The organism is Mesobacillus jeotgali, from assembly GCF_031759225.1.
Classification (GTDB): Bacteria; Bacillota; Bacilli; order Bacillales; family Cytobacillaceae; genus Mesobacillus; species Mesobacillus jeotgali_B.
The window spans coordinates 4,334,723-4,357,876 of the sequence record NZ_CP134494.1 but is presented as its reverse complement, the minus strand read 5'-3'; the positions used below and the strand labels follow the sequence as shown (position 1 = coordinate 4,357,876).

18 protein-coding genes are annotated in these 23,154 nt (G+C 40.9%); 16 read left to right on the top strand and 2 right to left on the bottom strand.

What is annotated here, in order from left to right; translation table 11 throughout:
• Nucleotides 1-28 precede the first annotated feature (28 nt).
• Together RH061_RS21755 and RH061_RS21750 are read left to right on the top strand one after the other, a co-directional pair.
• Entirely contained in the window at nucleotides 29-802 is a 774-nt protein-coding gene (locus RH061_RS21755; RefSeq protein ID WP_311072846.1) for a hypothetical protein, read from the top strand.
• A gap of 51 nt (nucleotides 803-853) precedes the next feature.
• On the top strand, nucleotides 854-1,165 hold the full coding sequence (locus RH061_RS21750) for a hypothetical protein (protein WP_311072845.1): 312 nt from the start codon (nucleotides 854-856) through the stop codon (nucleotides 1,163-1,165).
• Between the two features lie 232 nt (nucleotides 1,166-1,397).
• Here RH061_RS21750 and RH061_RS21745 read toward each other — a convergent pair whose 3' ends face one another.
• A complete protein-coding gene (locus RH061_RS21745; RefSeq protein ID WP_311072844.1) occupies nucleotides 1,398-2,465 on the bottom strand; it encodes a C40 family peptidase in 1,068 nt (355 codons plus the stop codon).
• 194 nt (nucleotides 2,466-2,659) lie between these two features.
• Between RH061_RS21745 and RH061_RS21740 the strand changes: the two genes are divergently transcribed.
• The 9 genes from RH061_RS21740 (at nucleotide 2,660) to RH061_RS21700 (ending at nucleotide 15,056) form a co-directional block, all read left to right on the top strand.
• On the top strand, nucleotides 2,660-2,815 hold the full coding sequence (locus RH061_RS21740; RefSeq protein WP_311072843.1) for a YwzD family small protein: 156 nt from the start codon (nucleotides 2,660-2,662) through the stop codon (nucleotides 2,813-2,815).
• Between the two features lie 119 nt (nucleotides 2,816-2,934).
• A complete protein-coding gene (gene galU / locus RH061_RS21735; protein WP_311072842.1) occupies nucleotides 2,935-3,813 on the top strand; it encodes a UTP--glucose-1-phosphate uridylyltransferase GalU in 879 nt (292 codons plus the stop codon).
• Nucleotides 3,814-3,937: 124 nt separating this feature from the next.
• Nucleotides 3,938-4,312 carry a hypothetical protein gene (locus RH061_RS21730; RefSeq protein ID WP_311072841.1) on the top strand — a complete coding sequence of 125 codons (375 nt, stop codon included), beginning with the start codon at nucleotides 3,938-3,940 and terminating at the stop codon, nucleotides 4,310-4,312.
• 742 nt (nucleotides 4,313-5,054) lie between these two features.
• Complete coding sequence (locus RH061_RS21725) at nucleotides 5,055-5,582, top strand: NUDIX hydrolase (protein ID WP_311072840.1); 528 nt, start codon at nucleotides 5,055-5,057, stop codon at nucleotides 5,580-5,582.
• A 586-nt stretch (nucleotides 5,583-6,168) separates the two neighbouring features.
• Nucleotides 6,169-9,285, top strand: coding sequence for a S8 family serine peptidase (locus tag RH061_RS21720; RefSeq protein WP_311072839.1), 3,117 nt, complete (start codon nucleotides 6,169-6,171; stop codon nucleotides 9,283-9,285).
• Between the two features lie 274 nt (nucleotides 9,286-9,559).
• Nucleotides 9,560-10,087, top strand: a complete 528-nt coding sequence (locus RH061_RS21715; RefSeq protein WP_311072838.1) for an NUDIX hydrolase — start codon at nucleotides 9,560-9,562, stop codon at nucleotides 10,085-10,087.
• An 857-nt stretch (nucleotides 10,088-10,944) separates the two neighbouring features.
• Nucleotides 10,945-12,147: an IS110 family RNA-guided transposase gene (locus RH061_RS21710; RefSeq protein ID WP_311072837.1), complete on the top strand. Its 1,203-nt coding sequence runs from the start codon at nucleotides 10,945-10,947 to the stop codon at nucleotides 12,145-12,147.
• Nucleotides 12,148-12,938: 791 nt separating this feature from the next.
• Entirely contained in the window at nucleotides 12,939-13,928 is a 990-nt protein-coding gene (locus RH061_RS21705; RefSeq protein WP_311072836.1) for a Gfo/Idh/MocA family protein, read from the top strand.
• Nucleotides 13,929-14,072: 144 nt separating this feature from the next.
• Entirely contained in the window at nucleotides 14,073-15,056 is a 984-nt protein-coding gene (locus RH061_RS21700) for a glycoside hydrolase family 43 protein (RefSeq protein WP_311072835.1), read from the top strand.
• A 47-nt stretch (nucleotides 15,057-15,103) separates the two neighbouring features.
• Here the strand turns inward: RH061_RS21700 and RH061_RS21695 are convergent, their stop codons facing one another.
• A complete protein-coding gene (locus RH061_RS21695) occupies nucleotides 15,104-16,258 on the bottom strand; it encodes an ROK family transcriptional regulator (RefSeq protein ID WP_311072834.1) in 1,155 nt (384 codons plus the stop codon).
• 315 nt (nucleotides 16,259-16,573) lie between these two features.
• Here RH061_RS21695 and xylA point away from each other — a divergent pair, with 315 nt between their 5' ends.
• The 5 genes from xylA to RH061_RS21670 all read left to right on the top strand — a co-directional run bounded on the left by xylA (nucleotide 16,574) and on the right by RH061_RS21670 (nucleotide 22,988).
• A complete protein-coding gene (gene xylA, locus RH061_RS21690; protein ID WP_311072833.1) occupies nucleotides 16,574-17,890 on the top strand; it encodes a xylose isomerase in 1,317 nt (438 codons plus the stop codon).
• Between the two features lie 120 nt (nucleotides 17,891-18,010).
• Nucleotides 18,011-19,510: a xylulokinase gene (gene xylB, locus RH061_RS21685; protein ID WP_311072832.1), complete on the top strand. Its 1,500-nt coding sequence runs from the start codon at nucleotides 18,011-18,013 to the stop codon at nucleotides 19,508-19,510.
• A gap of 51 nt (nucleotides 19,511-19,561) precedes the next feature.
• Nucleotides 19,562-20,596 (top strand): aldose epimerase family protein, encoded by a 1,035-nt coding sequence (locus tag RH061_RS21680; protein ID WP_311072831.1) that lies wholly within the window; start codon nucleotides 19,562-19,564, stop codon nucleotides 20,594-20,596.
• A 12-nt stretch (nucleotides 20,597-20,608) separates the two neighbouring features.
• A complete protein-coding gene (locus RH061_RS21675) occupies nucleotides 20,609-21,592 on the top strand; it encodes an aldo/keto reductase (protein ID WP_311072830.1) in 984 nt (327 codons plus the stop codon).
• 772 nt (nucleotides 21,593-22,364) lie between these two features.
• Nucleotides 22,365-22,988 (top strand): YesL family protein, encoded by a 624-nt coding sequence (locus RH061_RS21670; RefSeq protein WP_311072829.1) that lies wholly within the window; start codon nucleotides 22,365-22,367, stop codon nucleotides 22,986-22,988.
• The last annotated feature ends 166 nt before the right edge of the window (nucleotides 22,989-23,154 follow it).

Genomic DNA, 23,154 nt, shown 5'->3' with positions numbered 1-23,154 from the left:
GGGCTTTCCCGATTTTTAGGAGATTGCAATGGCAGTCAAAGAAGATGATTTTTATAAAATTAAAATGGCTGGCTACGGTCGTTTGAGACCTGACAGTGTTCCCGGTTTTTTATGGGGGGCGATTGTATTTGGAGGAGTAGCTTTGATTGTTTCCTTATTCGGAGTAATCAATGGTCTTTATTTGGCGAGCTCTTTACTTCAAACCTCAGTGAAAGTCGCGACAGTTATTTTTGGTGCCCAGTTGCTATTGACGATTTTATTTTCCATCACTCCTGTTGCTTATATGCTGCAAAAATTACAGTTAATTTTTGTGACCCTCGTGGCGTTTAAATTTTCGATTGATTATTACTTGTTTTTTTTTACGGTCGCTGATTTGGAAGATGCACCTCAGTATATATTTAATACTGGTTTTTTCTTAATGGCAGGTGGAATTCTTTTATTGTTCCTGATGACAATCCGGGCTTTCAAAAGGGTTAAGCAAGGGCAGCTAAGAAAAGAAGGCGAAGGCCTCTACAATATTAAAGAAACGAAAAATGTCCTGACCGGTGCCGGGATATTTGGAATAGTGATGATTGCAGGCTCTCTATCCCGAGCCGTATCGAACATGGAGGGAAGTATTGGGATGTTCTTCATTCTTTTCCTCTGCATCATATTGCAGTATTCAATAGCCATTGCATTGCCAGAATTCATCCTGCTGATTTACGGGAAGTTCAAATTTAAAGCGTTTGTTATTTCCCGTCGGAACCCACGCAGCAACAAGAAGCGGAAAGCAGACCACTTTCCCTATACGGGGAGAAAGTAGCAGAGAGATTTTTTTCGTTTAGAGACTAATAAAAAGAGGGAGGCTAAATGATTGCTTAATATTATCAAAGTGGCGGTTCGTGAAATAAAAGAACTTCACTTGCTCGCTAAACAGACATCAATTGTTTTACATAAAGGAAAATACATGTCCCTTTTGTACTTAAATATTTTATTCCTTATCGTATACATCATTCCCATCTTATACTCTATGGTCATCATCGGAGGAACTTTCATATACGGACCTATCGTTCTTCTCGGCCTGCTGTTCACCATCCCCTTTATCCTCTTTGTCCTGTGGATTAGGCTCAAGGCGTATCCGGTTATGAAGAAAAACTACCTGGAGAAGAGTGGTATGTCCCAATAAATCGACAAATTCGCTGAAACCAATGTCTCATTTCCCTCGACTAAGAATGTGTAGACCGTAATAGGGAGGAAAGAAAATGACGGGTGTTTCAAAGCGTTTCTTTATAGGAATGGTTATTTTTATAACGGTAGTGATGGTGTTGCTCGGAACCGGCCAAATCAAGGTTTCGCAATTAATATAATGAGGTATAACAAAACAGGCACCTGTCAAGGTGCCTGTCTTTAAAAAGAACTTAATAAAACCGTTTGAAGCCTTCAAAGTGCTTTTTGTAATATGGGTTGTCCAGGTTGGAAATCTCGACGCCATTATCACCTGCGTGGATGAATTCATTGTTGCCCAGGTAGATACCCATGTGGGAAATACCTGCTTTATAAGTATTTTCGAAGAATACCAGATCGCCAGGCTGCGGATCATTCACATAGTAGGCACGGTTATAATAGCCTTCCGATGAATAACGTCCCATCTTCTTGCCGGCTTTGTTGAAGGCATAGTAGATGAATCCGCTGCAGTCGAAACCTTCAGGTGTGCTGCCGGCCCAGACGTATGGAGTACCGAGAAGGTCCTGGGCAATTGTCAGGACATCAACTTTATCATTTTGCACAGGGTTAGCAGGTGCCGGATTCTTTGCAGGTTCTGCAGGAGCGGAAACGGCAGCTTCCTTGTTAACCAGCAATTTCTGTCCGGCATGGATCAGGTCCGACTTCAGGTTGTTCAGTGTTTTAAGATCCTTCACGGACATGCCAACTTGCTTGCTGATTCCGCTAAGTGTATCACCTGGTTTGATTATGTATGTTGATTGTGCCTGCTTAGCTGGCGCTGCAGGTGCTTTCGGGCTGGATACTGGGGCCGGCTGTGTTGTTGCCGGTGCCGGAGTTGTTGAAGCTGATTCGTTCGATACCTTCAGCTTCTGGCCAGGGTAAATCAAATGGCTGCTCAGGTTATTCCACTTCATAAGATTGCTTAGTGAAATTTTATGCAAGGAAGCGATCTTGCTGAGTGTATCCCCGCTCACGACGACATAAACAGAAGCTGTTTCTGTTTTTGCTGCCTGCACTGAAGAAGCAACATCAGGCTTAGACACCACCTTGGAATCTGGAACAGTTATAGTCTGGTTCACATAAATTAAATCAGAAGATAAATTATTTGCCTTTTTCAAATCAACAACAGTTGTTTTATATGTAATGGCAATGCGGGATAATGTATCCCCTTTTTTCACAATATATGTATCTGCAGAAGCGACACTCGAGAAGGCAGAAGTCAGAACAGCGGCGGTTATGAGAGATGCGGCTTGTTTCTTCAACTTTCGTCAACACTCCAATTCTTATAATTTTTATATATATTTTAGCATATAAAAATAGCATTATATATAAATTTATGACAATTTATAGCAAAATGTACGAAATTTGTTAAAGGTTTATCTGGAAATCTATTTACAAATATATTTGATTCTAATAGAATATTGTCATTGTAGAAAGAAAACAGGAGGATCGTGTAGTGAGATCATCTCAAGAGAACTCAACAGAACTGAATCAGGAACTTGTTTTTGATGTCATCAGGAAGACGTATGAAAAAGCAAAGAACAACGAAGAAATGACGATCCAGAAGCTGATGGAAGATTTAATCATAGACTTAAAAACTTGCTCGGAATAAAACTGGCAGCCTTAATTAAGAAGGCTGTCAGTTTTTTTATGTTCACCCTCGTCCGTCATATTGTGTCGGCGAATACAGTATATTAAGCATATAGAAGATAAGGAAAAGGGGGAGTCAACTTGAAAAAAGTACGCAAAGCAATCATCCCGGCAGCAGGCCTGGGGACCCGCTTCCTTCCGGCAACGAAGGCCATGCCAAAGGAAATGCTGCCGATTGTCGATAAACCGACCATACAGTATATAGTCGAGGAAGCGATTGCCTCCGGAATAGAGGATATTCTCATTGTCACCGGGAAAGGGAAGCGGGCAATAGAGGATCACTTTGATTATTCTCCGGAGCTTGAAAGGAACCTCGAAAATAAGGGGAAGCTGGATTTACTTGATAAGGTGCGCTATTCCACCAATCTGGCAGATATTCATTATATCCGACAGAAGGAACCGAAAGGATTGGGGCATGCTGTTTGGTGTGCACGCACTTTTATCGGAGATGAGCCATTTGCCGTCCTACTTGGCGATGATATCGTCCAGAGTGAAACGCCGTGTTTGAAGCAGCTGCTTGATCAATATGAAAAAACCCGTTCTTCTGTGATCGGCGTCCAGAAGGTCTCCCCTGAAGAGACACATCGATACGGAATCATTGAACCGTCCATTCAGGAGGGACGCCGCTATCTTGTAGAGAATCTTGTCGAGAAGCCGGACCTTGGTAAAGCCCCATCAAACCTTGCAATCATGGGAAGATATATCCTGACTCCTGAAATCTTCATGTTCCTTGACCACATGGAAACAGGGGCCGGAGGAGAGATTCAACTTACCGATGCGATTCAAAAGTTGAATTCGATACAAAGAGTGTTTGCTTATGAATTCGAAGGAAAAAGGCATGATATTGGTGAAAAGCTGGGTTTTGTAAAAACGACCATTGAGTTTGCCTTGCAGAACGAGAACATTCGTCCTGATATCCTGAAGTACATTGGTGAAATTCTCCATCGTGAACGTTTTTAAACATGTATGTTCTCTTTAAAAGTTATCAAATATGATTTTGAATATTTAAATAATATTGACTAGTTCATAAGTCCTGTTTAATATATTAAATAAAAATATATTGAACTTTTGGATGGGGCTAATTGTGAAAATTGAGAGTATTGTATTTAACTTGAATAATTTTATGGAAAAACAGCAATATAGTTATGCAAGGAGTATGATTTTAAAGGAATGGAATCGAATTACAGAGCCTTTAAACTACAAGTTACTCGGTGCACAAGCGAAAGAGTTGGTTAAAGTAATTGCTAAAGAAAAGGAAGATGCTGATTTTATTCAATTGAGTGAAAAAGAAAAACGTTTGCTGAATTTGCTAAATGAAGCAGTCCGGGATTTAAAACTTCCATATGCTAAGAAGCTTTTTTATGAGCACAAGGAATTGTACGATTTATCGTATGCGCAAAAATGGTTGTCTTCTGATACACGCTTTATGTGCTATGCATGGACTAGAACGGAAGTATAGTAAATCGAAAAAAATAAATCATTGCCAATTATCACTGAAGAAGCAAAGGTACATTTTGTTTCACTCGCATTATGAAGGACTTTACCTTTTGAAATTTTGTCAGGAATAGAGTTCCTAGCTGACAAGCCTGCAATTATAAATGGAGATTGGTGTATTAGTAAGAAACGGGGACTTGAAGATTGATAAAAAGTACCTGCCGATTTAACATTACTTTATTTATTAAATGAAGTCACAGTTATTACAGGAATGTCCAATGTTTTTTGATTATTGGGAGGATTAATGAGTTTTTTAATTTTTACATACCAGAACACTCTACTTCTTCATGAGTTTTCTTTTTTGAAATATATATCCAATAACTCTCTGAACTTCATAATATTTCCCCCTAAGCTTGTCTATTTACGGTTCATAATAAAGGTGAAACCTATAAAGATTAAAAGGGTGCAATGACTTCATATCGGCCACCAACATTAGTGTTCTCAGCCACACCGATTTGTTCTGTATTTTGCTGTATATATTTACTTTGTGTATTAATAGGTTCTTTGGGTGTTCCCTCTAGTGCTTCACTTTCTTCGTTCGTTCATTTCCTTTCTTGTTCGGTATGTATTACCGATTTTTCCGCGTCTATCCTCAAGTTTTTCACTACGTTAATGGTGGTCATACAGCTTTTCTTTAGTGAAAAATCCTAGTGTATATTATAATAGAATATTATTTTCTCTAATAGCTGAAAAAAGAGGTGAAGAAAATGGAATGGGATATTAAGGAATCAAGCATTATTAAAGTGGACAGGTTTCAGATTACCATTGATCAGGTTGTTCTCCCCAATAAGGAGGAGAAGAGCTTTTCCTATTTGGATTTCGCTAAGGGGGTTTGTGTCCTTCCTATTACCGAAGATCATAAGGTGGTCTGTATAAAACAATATCGCCATGCGATGAAAAGCTGGGGATGGGAATTGCCTGCAGGAACGATTGACCCTGAGAGTAGTTCCCCGCTTGAAACAGCAAAAAAAGAGCTTGAGGAAGAAACAGGCTATATTGCTGAGCATTGGCTCGATCTAGGGAGCTTCTATCCTTCTCCAGGATCGACGACAGAGGAAATCTCTCTTTTTGCCGCCGCTGGTTTGACAAAGACAGAGCAAAAGCTTGAAAGCAGCGAGCAAATTGAACTGTACACCATTTCAATGGAGGAGTTAAAGAAGCTGATTGTTGAAGGTGAGTTCAAACACGGAGCAGGACTTGCTGCTATTTTACGATATAAATTCATGACAGACTGATAATAAAAACAGGAGGATATTACCCAGATTAATTGAGTATGTCCTCCTGTTTGCGTTAACTTACATTTGATTCTTTCTCTCTCTATACTTTTACTTCTACATGGGGTATCTTTCTATCAATATAAATTATGCGGATTACGGCTTGTCCGACAAAAGCTATGAACTGTAACCGATTTAACTGCTACCCTAAGAATGCACGGGGACGGTTCTCCTGCTCGTTTTTTGGTGTCAAAGTGGTGGAAAGTGAGCACAAGAACCGTCCCTGCGTCTCTTCTTTTGTCATTAAAGAAATTTCTCGACAAATTACTACTCATTTCTAATTATTTTCTCCCTCAAAATCTGTTCGTAAAGACAAAGTTTAGAAATTTCGACATGAATCTTTATATAAAAACCACAATATCTTTCCTCGAAAACGACAAAAATCGGCAGGTATTAAAATTACTGAAAATTAAGACTAGTAGACCCGCTAGTAGTTTAGTATAGTGATAATAGACTGGATTTTATTATATTTCAGTCTCTATTATGTGAAAGGAGGACTATATTCTACTTATCTTTTTTTCTAAAAAATCATTTGGGGAGGAAAAACATGTTTAAAAGGATTTCAACCATTCTACTAGTAGTTCTACTCGTTTTTGCAAACAGCGGTTTTGCATTTACAGGTGGATTCACTCCACTGCAATTAGATGCACAAAAACCAGACCTTCAAAAAACTAACATACTAGCTACCGACCTACAAGATGTTGACCCGAATAAAGAAGTACGTGTAATCATTGAAATAGATGGTGATGCGCCTGTTGAAATAGCGACTAAAAAAGGTGTAAAGTACGATAACCTTTCTAAAGGGGAGCGTAAGCAATTAGAAAATGCTGCTAAGAATAAACAAAAAGCGGCAAAAGATAAGATTAAAGGTAAAAAATTGGATATAGAATACCTCCAGGAATTTAATGCAATTGTTAACGGTTTTAGCGCGAAAGTTAAATACGGTGAAATTGAAAAAATCAAAGAGGTAGCAGAAGTAAAGCAAGTATATCTTGCTACTGAGTATGAACTGCCGACTGAAGAAGCAGAAATGAAGTACAGTAAAGAACTAGTAGAAGCTCAACAAGCTTGGAGAGACTTCGGATACAATGGTGAAGGAATGGTCGTTGGTATCATCGATTCTGGTCTTGACCCAGCTCATAAAGATTTCCTTTTAACAGATGGTTCAAAAGCGAAATTATCCGAAGAACTTGTTAATAGTGTAATTGATGAGCATGAATTACCAGGTCAATACATTAATGAAAAAGTTCCATATGCTTGGAACTATATGGATGGTAATGATATTATCCTTGACAGCAATGCTGACACGAATATGCATGGAATGCATGTAGGTGGAACAGTTGCTGCAAACGGTGACGAAGAAAATGGCGGTATTAAAGGTGTTGCACCAGAAGCACAATTATTAGCTTTACGTGTATTTGGTAATAATGTAGCAACGACATATGGTGATATTTATATTAAAGCCATTGATGATTCACTTAAGTTAGGTGCTGATGTACTTAACATGAGTCTTGGTTCTACTGCTGGTTTCGTAGACGCTGAGTCTCCAGAGCAACAAGCGATTAAACGTGCTGTTGATAACGGAGTAGTAATGTCTATCTCAGCAGGTAACTCCGCTTACTATGGTAACGGTTATTACTATCCATACTCAACAAACCCTGATTACGGAGTAGTTGGTGCTCCAGGTGTTTCTTATGATTCTATTTCTGTAGCGTCATATGAAAACACTTTTATGGATGTAGATGCTGCTGGTGTTTCAATTGATGGTGGTGCAGCAAATAAAGTGATGTTTTTATCTGCTGGTCAAACTGCACCCACTGTGGGAACAAGCTTTGAATTGGTTCATGCTGGGTTAGGATATCCTGAAAATTTTGAAGGTAAAGACCTTACAGGTAAGTTTGCATTAATTCAGCGTGGTGTAATCGGGTTTGTTGATAAAGCTTTAAATGCCCAGAAAGCTGGAGCTGCAGGGGTTATTATTTACAACAATGCAGATGGAACTATTAGTATGGCAACTGATGCTGCTATAAAAATTCCGCAATTGTTCATGCTAAAAAGCGATGGAGATCGCTTTGCTGCTGCACTTGAAGCAGGTCAAAAGGTTACAGTTAGCTTTGGCGGCGAAAAAATGACTATTCCAAACGGAGAATCAGGTAAAATGAGTGAATTCAGTTCATGGGGAATTACACCAAACCTTGATTTCAAACCTGAACTTACTGCTCCTGGAGGACAAATCTACTCTACTCATGATAATAATGAATATGGAGTGAAGAGTGGTACATCAATGGCAGCTCCACATGTTTCCGGTGGTTCAGCACTAGTGTTACAACGTGTTGATGAAGAATTCGGATTTGATGGTGCTGCAAGATCTAAGCTTGCTAAGAAATTCTTATTAAATACTGCTAAGCCAGTAGATTTTGATGGTGCACCAGTTTCTCCGCGTCGTCAAGGTGCAGGTTTAATGCAGCTTCATGCAGCATTGTCAACACCTGTTACAGTGACGGACTCTACTACAGGTGAAGCAAAAGTTGCACTAAAAGAAGTTAATGACAATATTGTCACCTTCTCATTAACAGCTGAAAACCACTCTGATGAAGCGGTAAGTTATGATGTTAGTGCAAGTGCACAAACGGATGCTCCTGTTAACGGAGGCGGTGTGTTTGTATCTGCCCCAAATATGTTTGGAGCATTGGATTTAGGAGAGGTGGCAACAGTTAATGGTGCCCCTGTCAGCACAATCGAAGTACCTGCAAATGGCACAGCAACATTTGAAGTTACTGTTGATGTTAGTAGTTTGGATGAAGAATTAAAATCTTATTTCACAAACGGATACTGGTTAGAAGGTTTTGTTAAGTTAACAGATCCAACTGATACAAATCCAGATTTAGTAGTACCTTACGTTGGATTTAAAGGCGATTGGGATGCTGCTCCAATTTTAGATGCTCCTATGTGGGATTCTGCGTCTTTCTATGGAATGACAGGTGTAGGAACTCATATTGGTGGAGGGGAGTATGATTTCTTAGGTTATGACCTTGCAACTGAAAGTTATAACCCAGAACTTATTGCTATCTCGCCGAATAATGATGATAAGAATGATAGTGCAACTTACATTTTATCTCTCCTTCGTAATGCCAAGGAATTTAAGTTAAATGTATTGAATGTAGACGGAAAAGTAGTTAAAGAAATTGCTTCTGAAGAATTTGTACGGAAGAACTATTATGATGGCGGCAGAGGAGCTATGTACTACCTCTATTCTGACTGGACATGGGATGGTACAATGCATAACGGCAAGATTGCTCCAGAAGGTCAATATTTCTTGCAAGTAGAAGCAACTCTTGACTTCGAAGGCGCTGTAGCTCAAAGCTTTACTTTCCCAGTGAAACTAGATGTAACAGCACCTAAAGTAAAAACAAAACTAGGTAAAGATGCTAAAACAGTATCAGTTGATGCTACAGATAAAACGAGTGGTGTTGCATACTGGTATGTGAAGGTTGATGGAGAACTTGTTACAGAAGAACCATATGTAAACGGTGAAACAGAGCACGTTCTTGCTGAGCCAGTTACAAAGGGTCAAGAAGTTACTATTGTTGCAGTTGATAATGCAGGAAATACATCATCAGAAACTGTAAAAATAGGGAACAACGGTAAAGGAAATAAAAAATAACTATTACAGAAAGGCTAATAATCTACTGGATTATTAGCCTTTTTTTTGAGACATGGGGATGGAGACAGGAGACGGTTCTTGCGTCTCGGAAATTGGAAGTTAATTGAAATTTTTAGCCGGGAAAACTGTAACTGCGTTGTTGCTTGTACTCTTATAAGGCAGAAGGATATTATCGCATTCTAATGGAGTACACTGCTTTTCTTTAGTGGAAAAAGATAGTATATACTACTATAGAATATGATTTCACTAACAGTAGAAAGAAAAGGTGAAGAAAATGGAGTGGGATATTAAGGAATCAAGCATTAATAAAGTGGACAGGTTCAAGATTACCATTGATAAGGTAGTTCTGCCGAATAAGGAGGAGAAGAACTTTTCTTATTTGGACTTTGCTAAGGGGGTTTGTGTCCTTCCAATTACCGAGGATCATAAGGTAGTCTGTATAAAGCAATACCGCCATGCGATGAAAAGCTGGGAATGGGAATTGCCAGCAGGAACGATTGACCCTGAGGGAAGTTCTCCGCTTGAGACAGCCAAAAAAGAGCTTGAGGAAGAAACAGGCTATGTTGCTGAGCATTGGCTCGATTTAGGGAGCTTCTATCCTTCTCCAGGATCGACGACAGAGGAAATCTCCCTCTTTGCCGCCGCTGGTTTGACGAAGACAGAGCAAAACCCTGAAAACAGCGAGCAAATTGAGCTGCACACCATTTCAATGGAGGAGTTAAAGAAACTGATTGTTGAAGGGGAGTTCAAGCACGGAGCAGGTCTTGCTGCTATTTTACGATATAAATTCATGACAGACTGATAATAAAAACAGGAGGATATTACCCAAGTCAATTGAGTATGTCCTCCTGTTTGCGTTAAATTCCTTAATTTTTTCTCTTTCTATCCTTATATTTTTTCTTCAAGGGGCTTCTTTCTACCATTATAAATTATGCGGATTCGGATTGTTGTTTCTTGATTACTCGTTTGCAAACCTCATAGCATTCATCGATATGTGAGTTACCAAGATATTTCATAGCCCCGAAGCTGATTCCAGACAAAAGGTATGAACTTTGTAACCGATTTAACTGCAACCCTTGTCCCTACCTTTTTCAGCTTAATTGAAATCACTAATGCACACAATCCTGCCAAACTATCACTTTAAACTTAGAAAGTATAATTAATATCAGAATAGCCATGAAAACATTTTAAAGAAACATTTCGACAAATTTGAACTATGCGTGTCTTCACAAGACAGATTTTCATTGCATATTGCTATTTTTGGATTATCACGGAATAAATAATAGAATAATATCCAAAAATCGGAAAGAATAGTATGAGTAATATTATCGGAAAATACCGCTGTAGGAAATCCATATATAACAACATTGCAAGATAGCATCAATGAAGTAATAGAAAATAAAGGGTGCTTCGTATTATAGAGTTAACCAGTATTTACTGGTTGGCTCTTTTTTTTATAGGACCTATTATTTCAGTAGCCAGGGTAGAACGTACGGGTGCGTGGGAGTTAGATCTCGTAATATAAACTGTTCGCCCCCTACTTGTAGAATGATGTTTGAGGCTGGTTGGGACAATTTTGATCTCGTATAACAAGCGAAGCTATGGAACTACAGGAAGGTATTGGGGTTACTGGCGAGTAAACAAAGGGAGAGATAATCATTGAATCCAGTAGTTGGCCTGGATGTGGCCAAAGGAGAAAGTGAAGCTCAGGTATTTCTAGATAAAGACAAGCCATTTGGAAAGAGCTTCAGGATAAAACATATCAAGGAGGATTTAGATACCTTCATCTCTTTTTTGAAAGAGATAGAAAGAAAGACTGGCGTTAGACCAGCAGTAATTCTTGAATCTACAGGTCATTACCATACACCAATTATTCAATGTCTGGAGGAGAGTCAATATCTATATATCTTGGTAAACCCCATCATTTCTCATCAGGCCAAGAAAACCAGTCTTAGAAAGGTAAAGACGGATGCCGTGGATGCATATCAACTTTGTGTTTTGTATTACAAGGAAGAATTTGAGCCTTATAAGAAACGAGGACTAAGGCTACTAAATTTAAGAACACTGTCAAGGCAATACGAAGCCGTTTCGAACCTTTACATTCAGGCAAAACTTCAATTCCACACAATTCTTGACCAGGTATTTCCGGAATATAGGGGAGTCTTTGGAGATCTATTTTCAAAAGTTTCTCTACAGATTTTAAAGGAGTTTCCTACATCTGAAGATGTTCTGAGGACTGGTGAAGTAAAGATACTGGAGCGAATTGTGGGAATGCGTATAAAACGGTCTGAAGGTTGGGCCAGGGAGAGGGTAGCTAAATTAATAGCTTCGGCTGAGCGAAATCCTTTCCAACAAGGTGTGTATCAAAGTCAGTTGTTCAGTTTGGATATGTATATCTCTATGCTTCTTCAGTACCAAGAACACCTATCCAATATAGAGGCAGAGATAGATGTCCTGGCAGAAGAAATTGAAGAATGTAAGATAATCCAATCAATTCCCGGTATAGGAGGAAAGATCGCGGCAACGATCATTTCCGAAATCGGAGAAATTGACCGGTTTAATCACCCTAAAAAACTTGTGGCTTACGCTGGAATTGATCCAAGTGTCCATTCATCAGGTAAGTTTACAGCTACTATAAATCATATTACTAAACGAGGTTCAAGCCGTTTACGGCACGCTTTGTATATGGCCGTTTTATGCGGTATAAGAAGCTCCAGGAACAAGAAGCTAAAAGAGTATTATGATCGGAAACGAAATGAAGGAAAGCCTTCAAAAGTAGCACTGATAGCTTGTGTAAACAAGCTTTTACACTGGATTTATGCAATCCTAAAAAGGAATGAGCAGTTCCTAGATATGGCTTAATGAACAAGATAAAACAGTTAATGAAAAACCTTCCAAACAGTATTTGGAGGGTTATTTGGCGTGCCTCCAAAAGTATAACACGGAAGAACAAATATTTTAATAAGAAGTTCTTGACTCCTATTAGCTGGTTTTTATTCATGGTAAGTCAAAAAAGCCTTTCGTCTGTCTTTGTGAAAAAGGAAGTGGAACTAGGTTTAAATCATCCTAAATCTATTAACGGAAATTTCATACCAGTAATAATAAAGGATGATTCCCATTTCATGATCGGACTCATGTATCTTCAAAATTTAGTTAAATATAATTATTCAGTATTCTTCATCAAAATGCGAGTGCTGAAATAGAGCAAATCGTAAAATATATTAAATTCAGATAAATATTCAGAGAGGTGAAACTCCATATACTGAATAGTTCTTATGCTCTAAATGTAACTTTCGGTTCTCCATGTATGTGTTAATGTGCCATTTATGAGGTCATAGAGGTTGGTTTCTGGTACGTATAATCAGAGGTTTTACGCTAAAAAAGGCCTGCCTTGGGTTTATAATGAATGTTTGCCCATAGAAAAACTGCACCCCAAAATGGTGTCTAACAATGGGGGTGCAGTTCACCGACCCTTTGCTTCTTTTTAGTGCATTTAGGGGAGAATTGAATGCTTGCTTATATGACTTAGTCAATCAGATAGACAAACAAAAAAACGGTTGCTAATATTAAGGTGATTAACTACACTTGATGCTCTATATTTTCACTTAGCCTCATAGAAGTTTCTTAATACTTCAATTTAGGAGGAACGAGTCATGAAAAAAATCAAATGGGGAATTTTAAGTACCGCGAACATTGCGCAAACACAGGTCATCCCTGCAATTCAGAGATCGGCTTTGGCAGAGGTTGAGGCGATTGCCAGTTCTAGTGGCAAAGGAGCAGAGGTGGCGGCGAAACTGAACATTCCTTCAATATATAATACATACGAAGAGCTGCTGCAAGACCCGAAAATCGATGCTGTCTATATTCCTTTGCCTAATAGCCTCCACCGAAAATGGGTTCTCGAAGCAGCAAAACACGGAAAGCACATTCTATGTGAAAAGCCGGCGGCGTTAACAGCACAGGAAATGATTGAGATGGACAGGTACTGCAAGGAACAAAATGTCCTATTTATGGAGGCTTTTATGTATCAATTTCATCCTCAGCATGAGCGAGTTAAGGAGATTATCGCGTCTGGAGAAATTGGCGAGGTCAAATTGATGCGAAGCAGCTTCTCCTATTACATGGAGGACCGTGAGACGAACATCCGCATGGATAAAAGCCTTGGCGGGGGCAGCATCTATGATGTTGGCTGTTATTGTATCCATAGCATGCGGTATATTTTAGGAGCTGAACCGGTGAAAGTCCAAGCACTTGGAAGACTTGATCCAGAGACAGGTGTAGATGTTTCGGCTGTGGCCTATTTGGAATTTGACCGTGGGATTCAGGGCGTTTTTGATTGCAGCTTTGAAGCATCCTTCAGACAGGAATATGAGATAGTGGGAACTAAGGGGAGGATTCTGGTACCCAGAGCTTTCCGTCCGGACGTGAACGGCGGTGTTGGAATGGTCACGGTTGAATCTAATGGCCAGCGTCGAACTGAGCAGGTGGAAGGCGATATCTATTTACTACAAGTAGATCATCTTTCCGAAGCAATCCTTGAAAAGAAACCCTTGGTCTATCCGGCAGAAGAGACCATTGCAAATATGCATGTCATTGATGCCTGCTATTCTTCTTTAGAAAAGAAAGATGAAGTTACAATTTAAGCAATTAAAACCAGGGCGTTACTTGAGACAAGAAAACTGTCCCTATGTCCCCTCGCAAGAAAAGTTAGTTTAATCGGTATACAAAGTAGATAGACTTCGTTTATAATTTGAGTAGATCTTAATATGAACATGGAGGTTATCAGTGTGAAAAATTCTAAGCAAAATGAACCTTTGGTTACGCATATTTTTACGGCAGATCCTTCCGCGCATGTTTTTGAAGGGAAGCTTTATATTTATCCTTCGCATGATCTCGATCATGATGAGCCTTCGAATGATAATGGAGACCAGTATAAAATGGAGGATTATCACGTCCTTTCAATGGAAGATGCCGATGCTCCATGTATTGACCATGGGGAAGTGCTTCATCTGAAAGACATCCCTTGGGCAAGCAAGCAGCTATGGGCACCTGATGCTGCTTATAAAAACAACAAATATTATTTATTCTTCCCGGCGAGAGATCAAGAGGGGATTTTCAGAATTGGCGTGGCGACGAGTGAAAGTCCTGCAGGGCCTTTCAAACCCGAGCCAAATTATATCCAGGGCAGCTTCAGCATTGATCCGGCCGTGTTCGTGGACGAGGATAACAGGGCATATATGTATTTCGGAGGACTTTGGGGAGGACAGCTTGAAAAGTGGCAGACAGGCGAGTTCATTCCTGATGCTGAAGGCCCGGCACCGACGGATCCTGCTTTAGGGCCAATCGTTGCTGAATTAACCGATGATATGTTGAACTTTAAAGGGGAACCACAAGAAATTTCCATTGTCGATGAAGATGGCAATCCGATTCTTGCAGGTGATGAGGACCGCAGATATTTTGAGGGGCCATGGGTCCATAAGTACAATGGTCTTTACTATCTTTCTTATTCTACCGGCACGACTCATAAAATTGTTTACGCTGTCAGTGAGAATCCACAGGGGCCATTTGTATATAAAGGCACGATCCTTACACCTGTCAGCGGCTGGACAACCCACCATTCAATTGTTGAATTCAAAGATAAGTGGTATTTGTTCTATCATGACTGCTCGATGTCCGGCGGCGTGAACCATAAACGTTCTGTAAAGTTCACGGAACTAAAGTATAACGAAGATGGAACGATCCAAACGATCGATCCTTATGCTGACCGATAAAATTGTACACAGAAAAACCCGATTCAGAGGCTGAATCGGGTTTTGTTTTATGCTTCTCCTGCTTTTATAAAATGGTCGACGACAAAAGCGGAAACGCCTAGAGCAGTTGAATATTTTCCTAGCTTTGAGAACTGTAGTTGCATCTCCTTTTGGTGGTACGCAAGTGTATGATTTTCAATCGTCGTAAGGATTGGCTCCTCGATCCATTCTCTGATCGAAGCTAATCGGTTTCCGATGATCACCTGTTCAGGATTGAAGGTATTAATGATGTTATTGATTCCGAATCCTAAGTATTGTCCAATCTTTTCAAAAAGCTCGATAGCAGTTTTCTCTCCGTTTTTAGCCTGCTCGATCAAGGACTCCAATGAGTCAATATTTTCTCCGGCCATTTCCAGTAGGGCGTTTTCAGAGGCATAGGCCTCCCAGCATCCCCTGCTTCCGCAGTTACAGCGTTTGCCGTTCAATTCAATAATCATATGGCCCATTTCGCCCGAAAATCCGCTTTTCCCCTGGTACAGTTCTTTGTTTAAAATAATTCCTACACCGATACCGATTCCTGCACTGACATAAAGGATGTTTTCATAGTCCTGGCCTGCCCCAAATTGCTGCTCGCCGACTGCTCCGGCATTTGCTTCATTTTCGATGATGATTGGCACATTAAAGATTCTTTCCAGGTCCTCTTTTAATTGGATATTTGTCCAGCCTAAATTTGGAGCAAGCAGGACAGATCCCTCTTTGTTCACAATTCCAGGAACACCAACTCCAATTCCGACAATGCCATATCTGCTGTTTGGCATCTCATCCATCAGGGATTGGATCATTGTTTGGGCAGTGCTGATAATGGAAGAATAGGAGGTCCGGTTCACATTTTGGCTTTTTTCTACAATAATCTTTCCTTTTAAATCCGTTAACACTGCCAGGACATAGTTGACGCCGATATCAACACCGATCGCATAGCCAGTATTCCTGTTGAAATGAAGGATGACCGGTCGCCGGCCGCCGCTTGAGATTCCCGGGCCAGATTCGTAAATCAGCTCATCCTCTAATAATTCAGTAACTAAAGACGAAACGGTCGTCTTATTCAAGCCTGTTACATTGGCAATGTCTGCTCTGGAAATCGTCTCTTTTTCAATGATCAAACTCAGGACAAGTGCTTTATTATTTTTCTTTACAACATGCTGATTCCACGTTAAGATTCCCACTTATTATAGCTCCTTATTCATTAGTGATTTTATTTTATCATAATCTTAGTTTGCCAAACATACAAACTTCGGGGGACAGGTAAAAAATCGTAGCCGCCAAAACCTGAGTATAAGTACGAGACCTTGATTACTAAACGTTTAAACCGTACTATACCTTAAAATTTTATTTATATTACCTTAGTTTATCAGATAGACAAACTAAGTTTGTGGTGCTATAATTTGATTTGTAGCAGGATAAAAGATATTTTCTAAAACGAATTTTTTGTAAGCATTTACATGAATGATTTCTAAACAAAACCAGGGAGGAATTACGGCATGGCTTATTTTGAATCAGTGAACAAAATCCAATTTGAAGGTCCACGCTCCAACAATCCTTTTGCATTTAAATATTATAATCCAGAAGAAAAAATCAATGGAAAAACAATGGAGGAAATCCTTCGTTTTTCAGTTGCTTACTGGCATACATTCACAGCCGATGGCACAGATCCATTCGGTGTTGGTACGGCAATCCGTTCATGGGACCACTTCCAGGGCATGGATCTGGCAAAAGCACGTGTTGAGGCTGCATTTGAACTTTTTGAAAAATTGAATGTTCCTTTCTTTGCTTTCCACGATGTGGACATCGCTCCTGAGGGCAGCACTTTAAAAGAATCAAACGAAAACCAGGACGAAATTGTTTCCATGATTAAAGATTACATGAAAACTAGCAAGACAAAATTGCTCTGGAACACGGCGAATATGTTCACGAATCCAAGATATACTCATGGTGCCGCGACTTCTCCAAATGCTGACGTTTTTGCATACTCAGCAGCAAAGGTGAAAAAGGGCCTTGAAGTAGCGAAAGAACTAGGTGCAGAAAACTATGTATTCTGGGGCGGCCGTGAAGGCTATGAAACTCTGCTGAATACGGACATGAAGCTTGAGCAGGACAACCTGGCCCGTTTCTTCCATATGGCAGTCGATTATGCAAAAGAAATCGGCCTGAATGTACCATTCCTGATTGAGCCAAAACCAAAAGAGCCTACTAAACACCAATACGACTTTGATGTGGCTACTGGTCTAGGATTCTTGCAAAAATACGATCTGACAGACTACTTCAAGTTCAATATTGAAGCGAACCACGCTACACTTGCCGGCCACACTTTTGAGCACGAACTAAGAACAGCACGCATCAACGGAATGCTTGGTTCAGTGGATGCCAACCAGGGTGATACACTGCTTGGCTGGGATACAGATGAATTCCCAACAGATTTGTATACAAACACACTAGCAATGTATGAGATCCTGAAAAATGGCGGCCTTGGAAGCGGCGGCTTGAACTTTGATGCTAAAGTAAGAAGAGGTTCTTTCGAGCCGGAAGATCTTTTCCACGCACACATTGCAGGAATGGATGCATTTGCAATCGGCCTGAAAGTAGCAAACAAATTAATTGAAGATAAAGTTCTTGATAGCTTCGTTGAAGAGCGCTACAGCAGTTATACAACAGGAATCGGCTTGAAAATCGCAGAAGGCAAGACAAACTTCCGTGAACTTGAAGAGTACGCTCATCAGTTAACCGAAATTAAGAACCAATCTGGCAGAACGGAACGCTTAAAAGCAGTGATCAATCAATACCTGCTGGAAACACTTTAATTCGTAAAAGTATAATACAAACATAAGCATTGGGGTTGTCTAAATAACGAAGTGGTAAATCCTCGCAGTGAGGACCAGCCCTGTTAGACAGCCCCATTTCTATCGAATAGGAGGATCTCGATGAAATACGTCATCGGAGTGGATCTTGGTACTAGTGCTGTTAAGATACTGCTGGTCAATCAAAATGGAGAAGTGTGTAAGGAAGTTTCTAAATCTTATCCCCTTATCATTGAGAAGTCAGGTTACAGTGAACAAAACCCTGAGGAATGGGTTGATAAAACCACTGAGGGCCTTGCTGAACTACTAGAGGAATTTGATGGAGATGCCAATGAAATTGAAGGCATCAGTTTTTCCGGGCAGATGCACGGACTTGTCTTATTGGACGAAAAACATCAGGTATTACGGAATGCGATTTTATGGAATGATACAAGAACAACGAAGCAATGTGAGGAGATTTACAGTGTTGTTGGCAAGGAGAGGCTTTTAGAGGTAACGAAGAATCCTGCATTGGAAGGATTCACTCTGCCAAAGATCCTCTGGGTAAAAGAAAATGAACCGCAAGTATTTGAATGTGCGAGCACTTTTATGCTGCCTAAAGATTATTTGCGCTACCGTATTACCGGGGAGATTCAGATGGAATACTCGGATGCTGCCGGTACTTTGTTGTTGAACGTGGCTGAGCGTCAATGGAGCCAGGAAATCCTCACTGCATTTGGACTTACAACTGACTTCTGTCCTCCATTGGTGGAATCCCATGAATTCGTTGGCACCATTTCATCTGAATTTTCGAAGTCAACCGGATTAACAGAAGGAACAAAAGTGTTTGCAGGCGGAGCAGATAATGCTTGCGGTGCAATTGGCTCCGGGATTTTAACGGAAGGAAAAAGCCTATGCAGCATCGGAACCTCTGGTGTAGTTCTATCTTATGAAGAAAGAAATGACCTCGATTTTGCAGGAAAGGTTCATTATTTTAACCATGGGGAAGAGAATGCTTACTACACAATGGGCGTGACACTGGCAGCAGGTTACAGCTTAAGCTGGTTCAAGGATACCTTTGCAAAAGAGGAAAACTTTGAACAGTTTTTAGCGGGAGTGGATGAAGTGCCAGCCGGCAGCAACGGACTGTTATTTACCCCTTATATCGTCGGGGAGAGAACACCGCATGCCGACTCAGCGATCCGCGGCAGCTTTATTGGCATCGATGCTTCACATGAACGGAAGCACTTTGCACGCGCGGTGCTTGAGGGAATCACTTTCTCATTGAATGAATCCATTGAGATCTTCAGAAGCAGCGGAAAGACGATTGATTCCATCATCTCCATCGGCGGCGGAGCTAAAAACGAAACATGGCTGCAAATGCAGGCAGATATCTTCAATGCGAAAATTGAGAAGCTGGCAAGTGAACAGGGACCTGGAATGGGAGCGGCCATGCTCGCTGCATATGGCTGCGGCTGGTTTTCATCACTGAAGGAGTGCACAAAAGCATTCATTCAAGTCTCTAAAACATATGAGCCAATTCCGGAAAATGTTGAACAATATAAGAAGCTCTTTTCAATCTATCAGGATGTATACACACAGACCAAGACGCTTAATGAACAGTTAAAAGAATTCAGGAAATAACATTCCCCACTTAATGTGGGGCTTTCTTTTAAAAAAGAGAGGAGGATCTGCATGGAAGTCTTGAAAGAAAGATTTGGCCAAATCGGCAGCCTTCCTGTATATTCATTTACTTTGAAAAATGACCACGGGATGGAAGTTAAGGCCATTAATTATGGCTGTATCATCACGAAAATGAATGTTCCCGATCGAGATGGGGAATTTGAAAATATAGTTCTTGGCCATGACACACTTGATGAGTATTTGAACGACCCTTACTTCCTAGGTGCTGTAGTCGGGAGGGTGGCAGGACGCCTAAAAGGCGGCAGTTTTGAACTGGATGGTAAAAGTTTTACTCTGGCCCAAAACGATAACACCAACCATCTCCATGGCGGATTGAAGGGCTTTGACAAGGTGGTATGGGATGCAAAGGTCATTGATGACGGGGTTCTGTTTTCCTATATGAGTAAGGACGGCGACGAAGGCTATCCTGGAAATCTGTACATAGAAATAATTTACAGACTGAATAATGACAATGAATTATCGATCCAGTATCGGGCGCAAACGGACCAAAAGACACTGCTTACTGTCACTAATCATTCGTATTTTAATTTGAGCGGCAATTTGAAACGGGATGTTTTAGAGCATTCTTTACAACTGAAAAGTTCGCGTTTTCTTGAGCTGGACGAGGAATTCCTGCCGACCGGCAGTGTTTTGGATGTCGAAGATACGCCATTTGATTTTACAAAGGGTGGGATTGTAAAAACGGGAGCAGAATCAAATCACCCACAAAATGTTCTCGTGGGGCATGGATATGACCATCCCTTTCTATTAGATAAAAATCATGATCTTGAGATTGTTCTGAAGGACCCAGAAAGCGGGCGTACCCTGACGGTTGAAACGGATGAACCTGCTGTTGTTGTGTACTCGGGCAATTCTCTAAAAGAGGAAGGAAGCTTCAGAGGCGTTCCTTCCAGAAAGCATTTGGGAATCTGTCTCGAAACACAAAACTATCCTGATAGCATACATCATCCTCATTTTCCATCGATGGTTCTCGACAAAGGGGAGATGTACGCGTCTATCACAAAGTATAAATTTGGATTGGAATAAGGAGATGATGAAATGAAGTACCGTGAATTAGGAAATACCGGGATAAAGATCAGTGAAGTGAGTTTTGGGACATGGGCAATCGGTGGGTCGTGGGGCAAGACGAATGATGAAGAAGCGTTAAGATCACTGGAGTACGCGATTGACCAGGGTGTCAATTTCTTCGATACAGCCGATGTTTATGGGGATGGCCATAGTGAAGAGTTGTTGGCGAAGGCCACCAAAGGCAAGGAAGACCAGATTCATATCGCAACAAAGTTCTGCCGTCAGGGTGACATCTTCGATCCGAAAAACTACAGCTATGAAACAGTCAGGTCTTATTGCGAAGATAGTCTCCGCCGTTTGAACAGGGAAGCAATCGATTTGTATCAAATCCATTGCCCGGCTACTGAGATTCTGAGGGATGGCAGTGTGTTTGAAGTGCTCGACCGTCTTCAGGCAGAAGGGAAAATCCGTCACTATGGAGTCAGTGTCGAAACAGTGGAAGAAGGGCTGATCAGCCTCGAAAATCCAAACGTCAAAAGCCTGCAGATCATCTTTAATATGTTCCGCCAAAAGCCGCTGGAAACATTGATCCCACAGGCTTATCAAAAAGAGGTAGGACTGTTGGTGAGATTGCCGCTTGCAAGCGGGCTGCTGACTGGTAAATTTACGGCAGGGCATGTATTTGAAGAGGATGACCACCGCCGCTTCAATGAAAATGGAGAAGCCTTTAATGTCGGAGAAACATTTGCCGGCCTTGGGTTCAAGAAGGGCGTCGAACTGGCCGACGAGCTGAAATGGATTGCAGAAGAACGCCAATCGATGGCAAGTGCAGCGTTGCGCTGGATTCTTGACCAGAAAGAAATTACCTGCATCATTCCAGGATTTAAGAACATCGATCAAGTGAAGGATAATCTCGGAACATTGGAGACAGAACCATTCTCAGAAGAAGAACTGCAGACAATCCAGCGTTTTTATCAGGAGAATGTGAAAGATTTTATCAGAGGGCCTTACTGATAGAGCATGAAGTGTGAAACAATTAAAATAATCAGGCGAACGGTGCCCTTATGAGGAGGAAAAGTGCCGCATAAGGGTCTCTATAGGTAGGAACGGTACCCTTATGAGGAGGGAAAGTGCTGCATAAGGGTCTCTATAGGTTCAAACGGTACCCATATGAGGAGGAAAAGTGCTTCATAAGGGTTTCTATAGGTACGAACGGTGCCCTTATGAGGAGGAAAAGTGCCGCATAAGGGTCTCTATGGGTGCGAACGGTACCCTTATGAGGAGGAAAAGTGTTGCATAAGGGTCACTATGGGTACGAACGGTACCCTTATGAGGAGGAAAAGTGCTGCATAAGGGTCTCTATGGGTACGAACGGTACCCTTATGAGGAGGAAAAGTGCTTCATAAGGGTCTCTATGGGTACGAACGGTACCCTTATGAGGAGGAAAAGTGCTGTATAAGGGTCTCTATGGGCACGAACGGTACCCTTATGTGAGGGAAAGGTTCGCATAAGGGTATCTAAGAGCCAGAATGGAATCTTTCCTAACTAAATAGAAGAGTAGAAGTGTGCTGGAATGAACAATCTGCAGCCCTTTTGGCAATAAATCGCTGCACAAAAATAAATTTGTGCTTTCTTTTGTGATTCTAAGCGGTGGTTGCTTAGTCAAACTGTTTTATAATATTAGCAGGGGTTATTCCGGACAAAACAAGTAATATGGTTTTAGACTTTTTTGCTAAAGGGATATATGAATGGAATGACCTGCTAAGGGTTTGGTTGGAGGGATTGGATGAATACATTATCAAATCGGGCTTTTGCAGCTACGGAATGGATAACGAAATTTGCCTATATAAATCTTTTGTGGATTGGCTTCTCTCTGGCGGGGCTCATTGTCCTGGGGTTTTTCCCGGCGACGATTTCGATGTTCACGATCATTCGAAAGTGGTTGAAAGGGGAAACAGAAATCCCGATTTTTCGGACCTTTTGGACAACCTGGAAATCGGAGTTTTTCCGCAGCAATGGATTAGGATTGCTGGTAGCAGCAGTCGTTGGGCTTATTGTTTTTAACCTGGTTTTCGTTGAACGGTCAGGAACCGGCTTTACAAGTGTCATCCAGATCCCGATCTATCTGTTCATGTTTGCTGCCATCATGACTATACTCTATCTATTTCCGGTATATGTCCATTTTGAGTTGAAGTGGTTCCAGATCGTTAAGAACTCATTCCTGATGATGCTGATCAGCCCGATTGAGAATATCGTGATGATCGCAGGCATCGTCGCAGTGCTATTCGTCGTAAAATTCATTCCTGCATTAGGCTTCTTCTTCGGCGGCAGCCTCATAGCAGCCATCATCATGTCCGCAGCCTATCTCGTTTTCGGGAAGATGGATAGGAAAAGAAGGGTAACAGAGTAAAAAATATTTGTCGTGATAAGGATCCAATGGGAAGGTTTGCAGAGAATTTGTAAACAATCCCGTTGTTTTTTTATGTCTATTGGAGCGTGGAGCAGGTGACTAAAAACAAGCCAATCTAATTGGCTCGAGTGAAGTCTTTTAGTAACATCCAACTACTCATGCACTA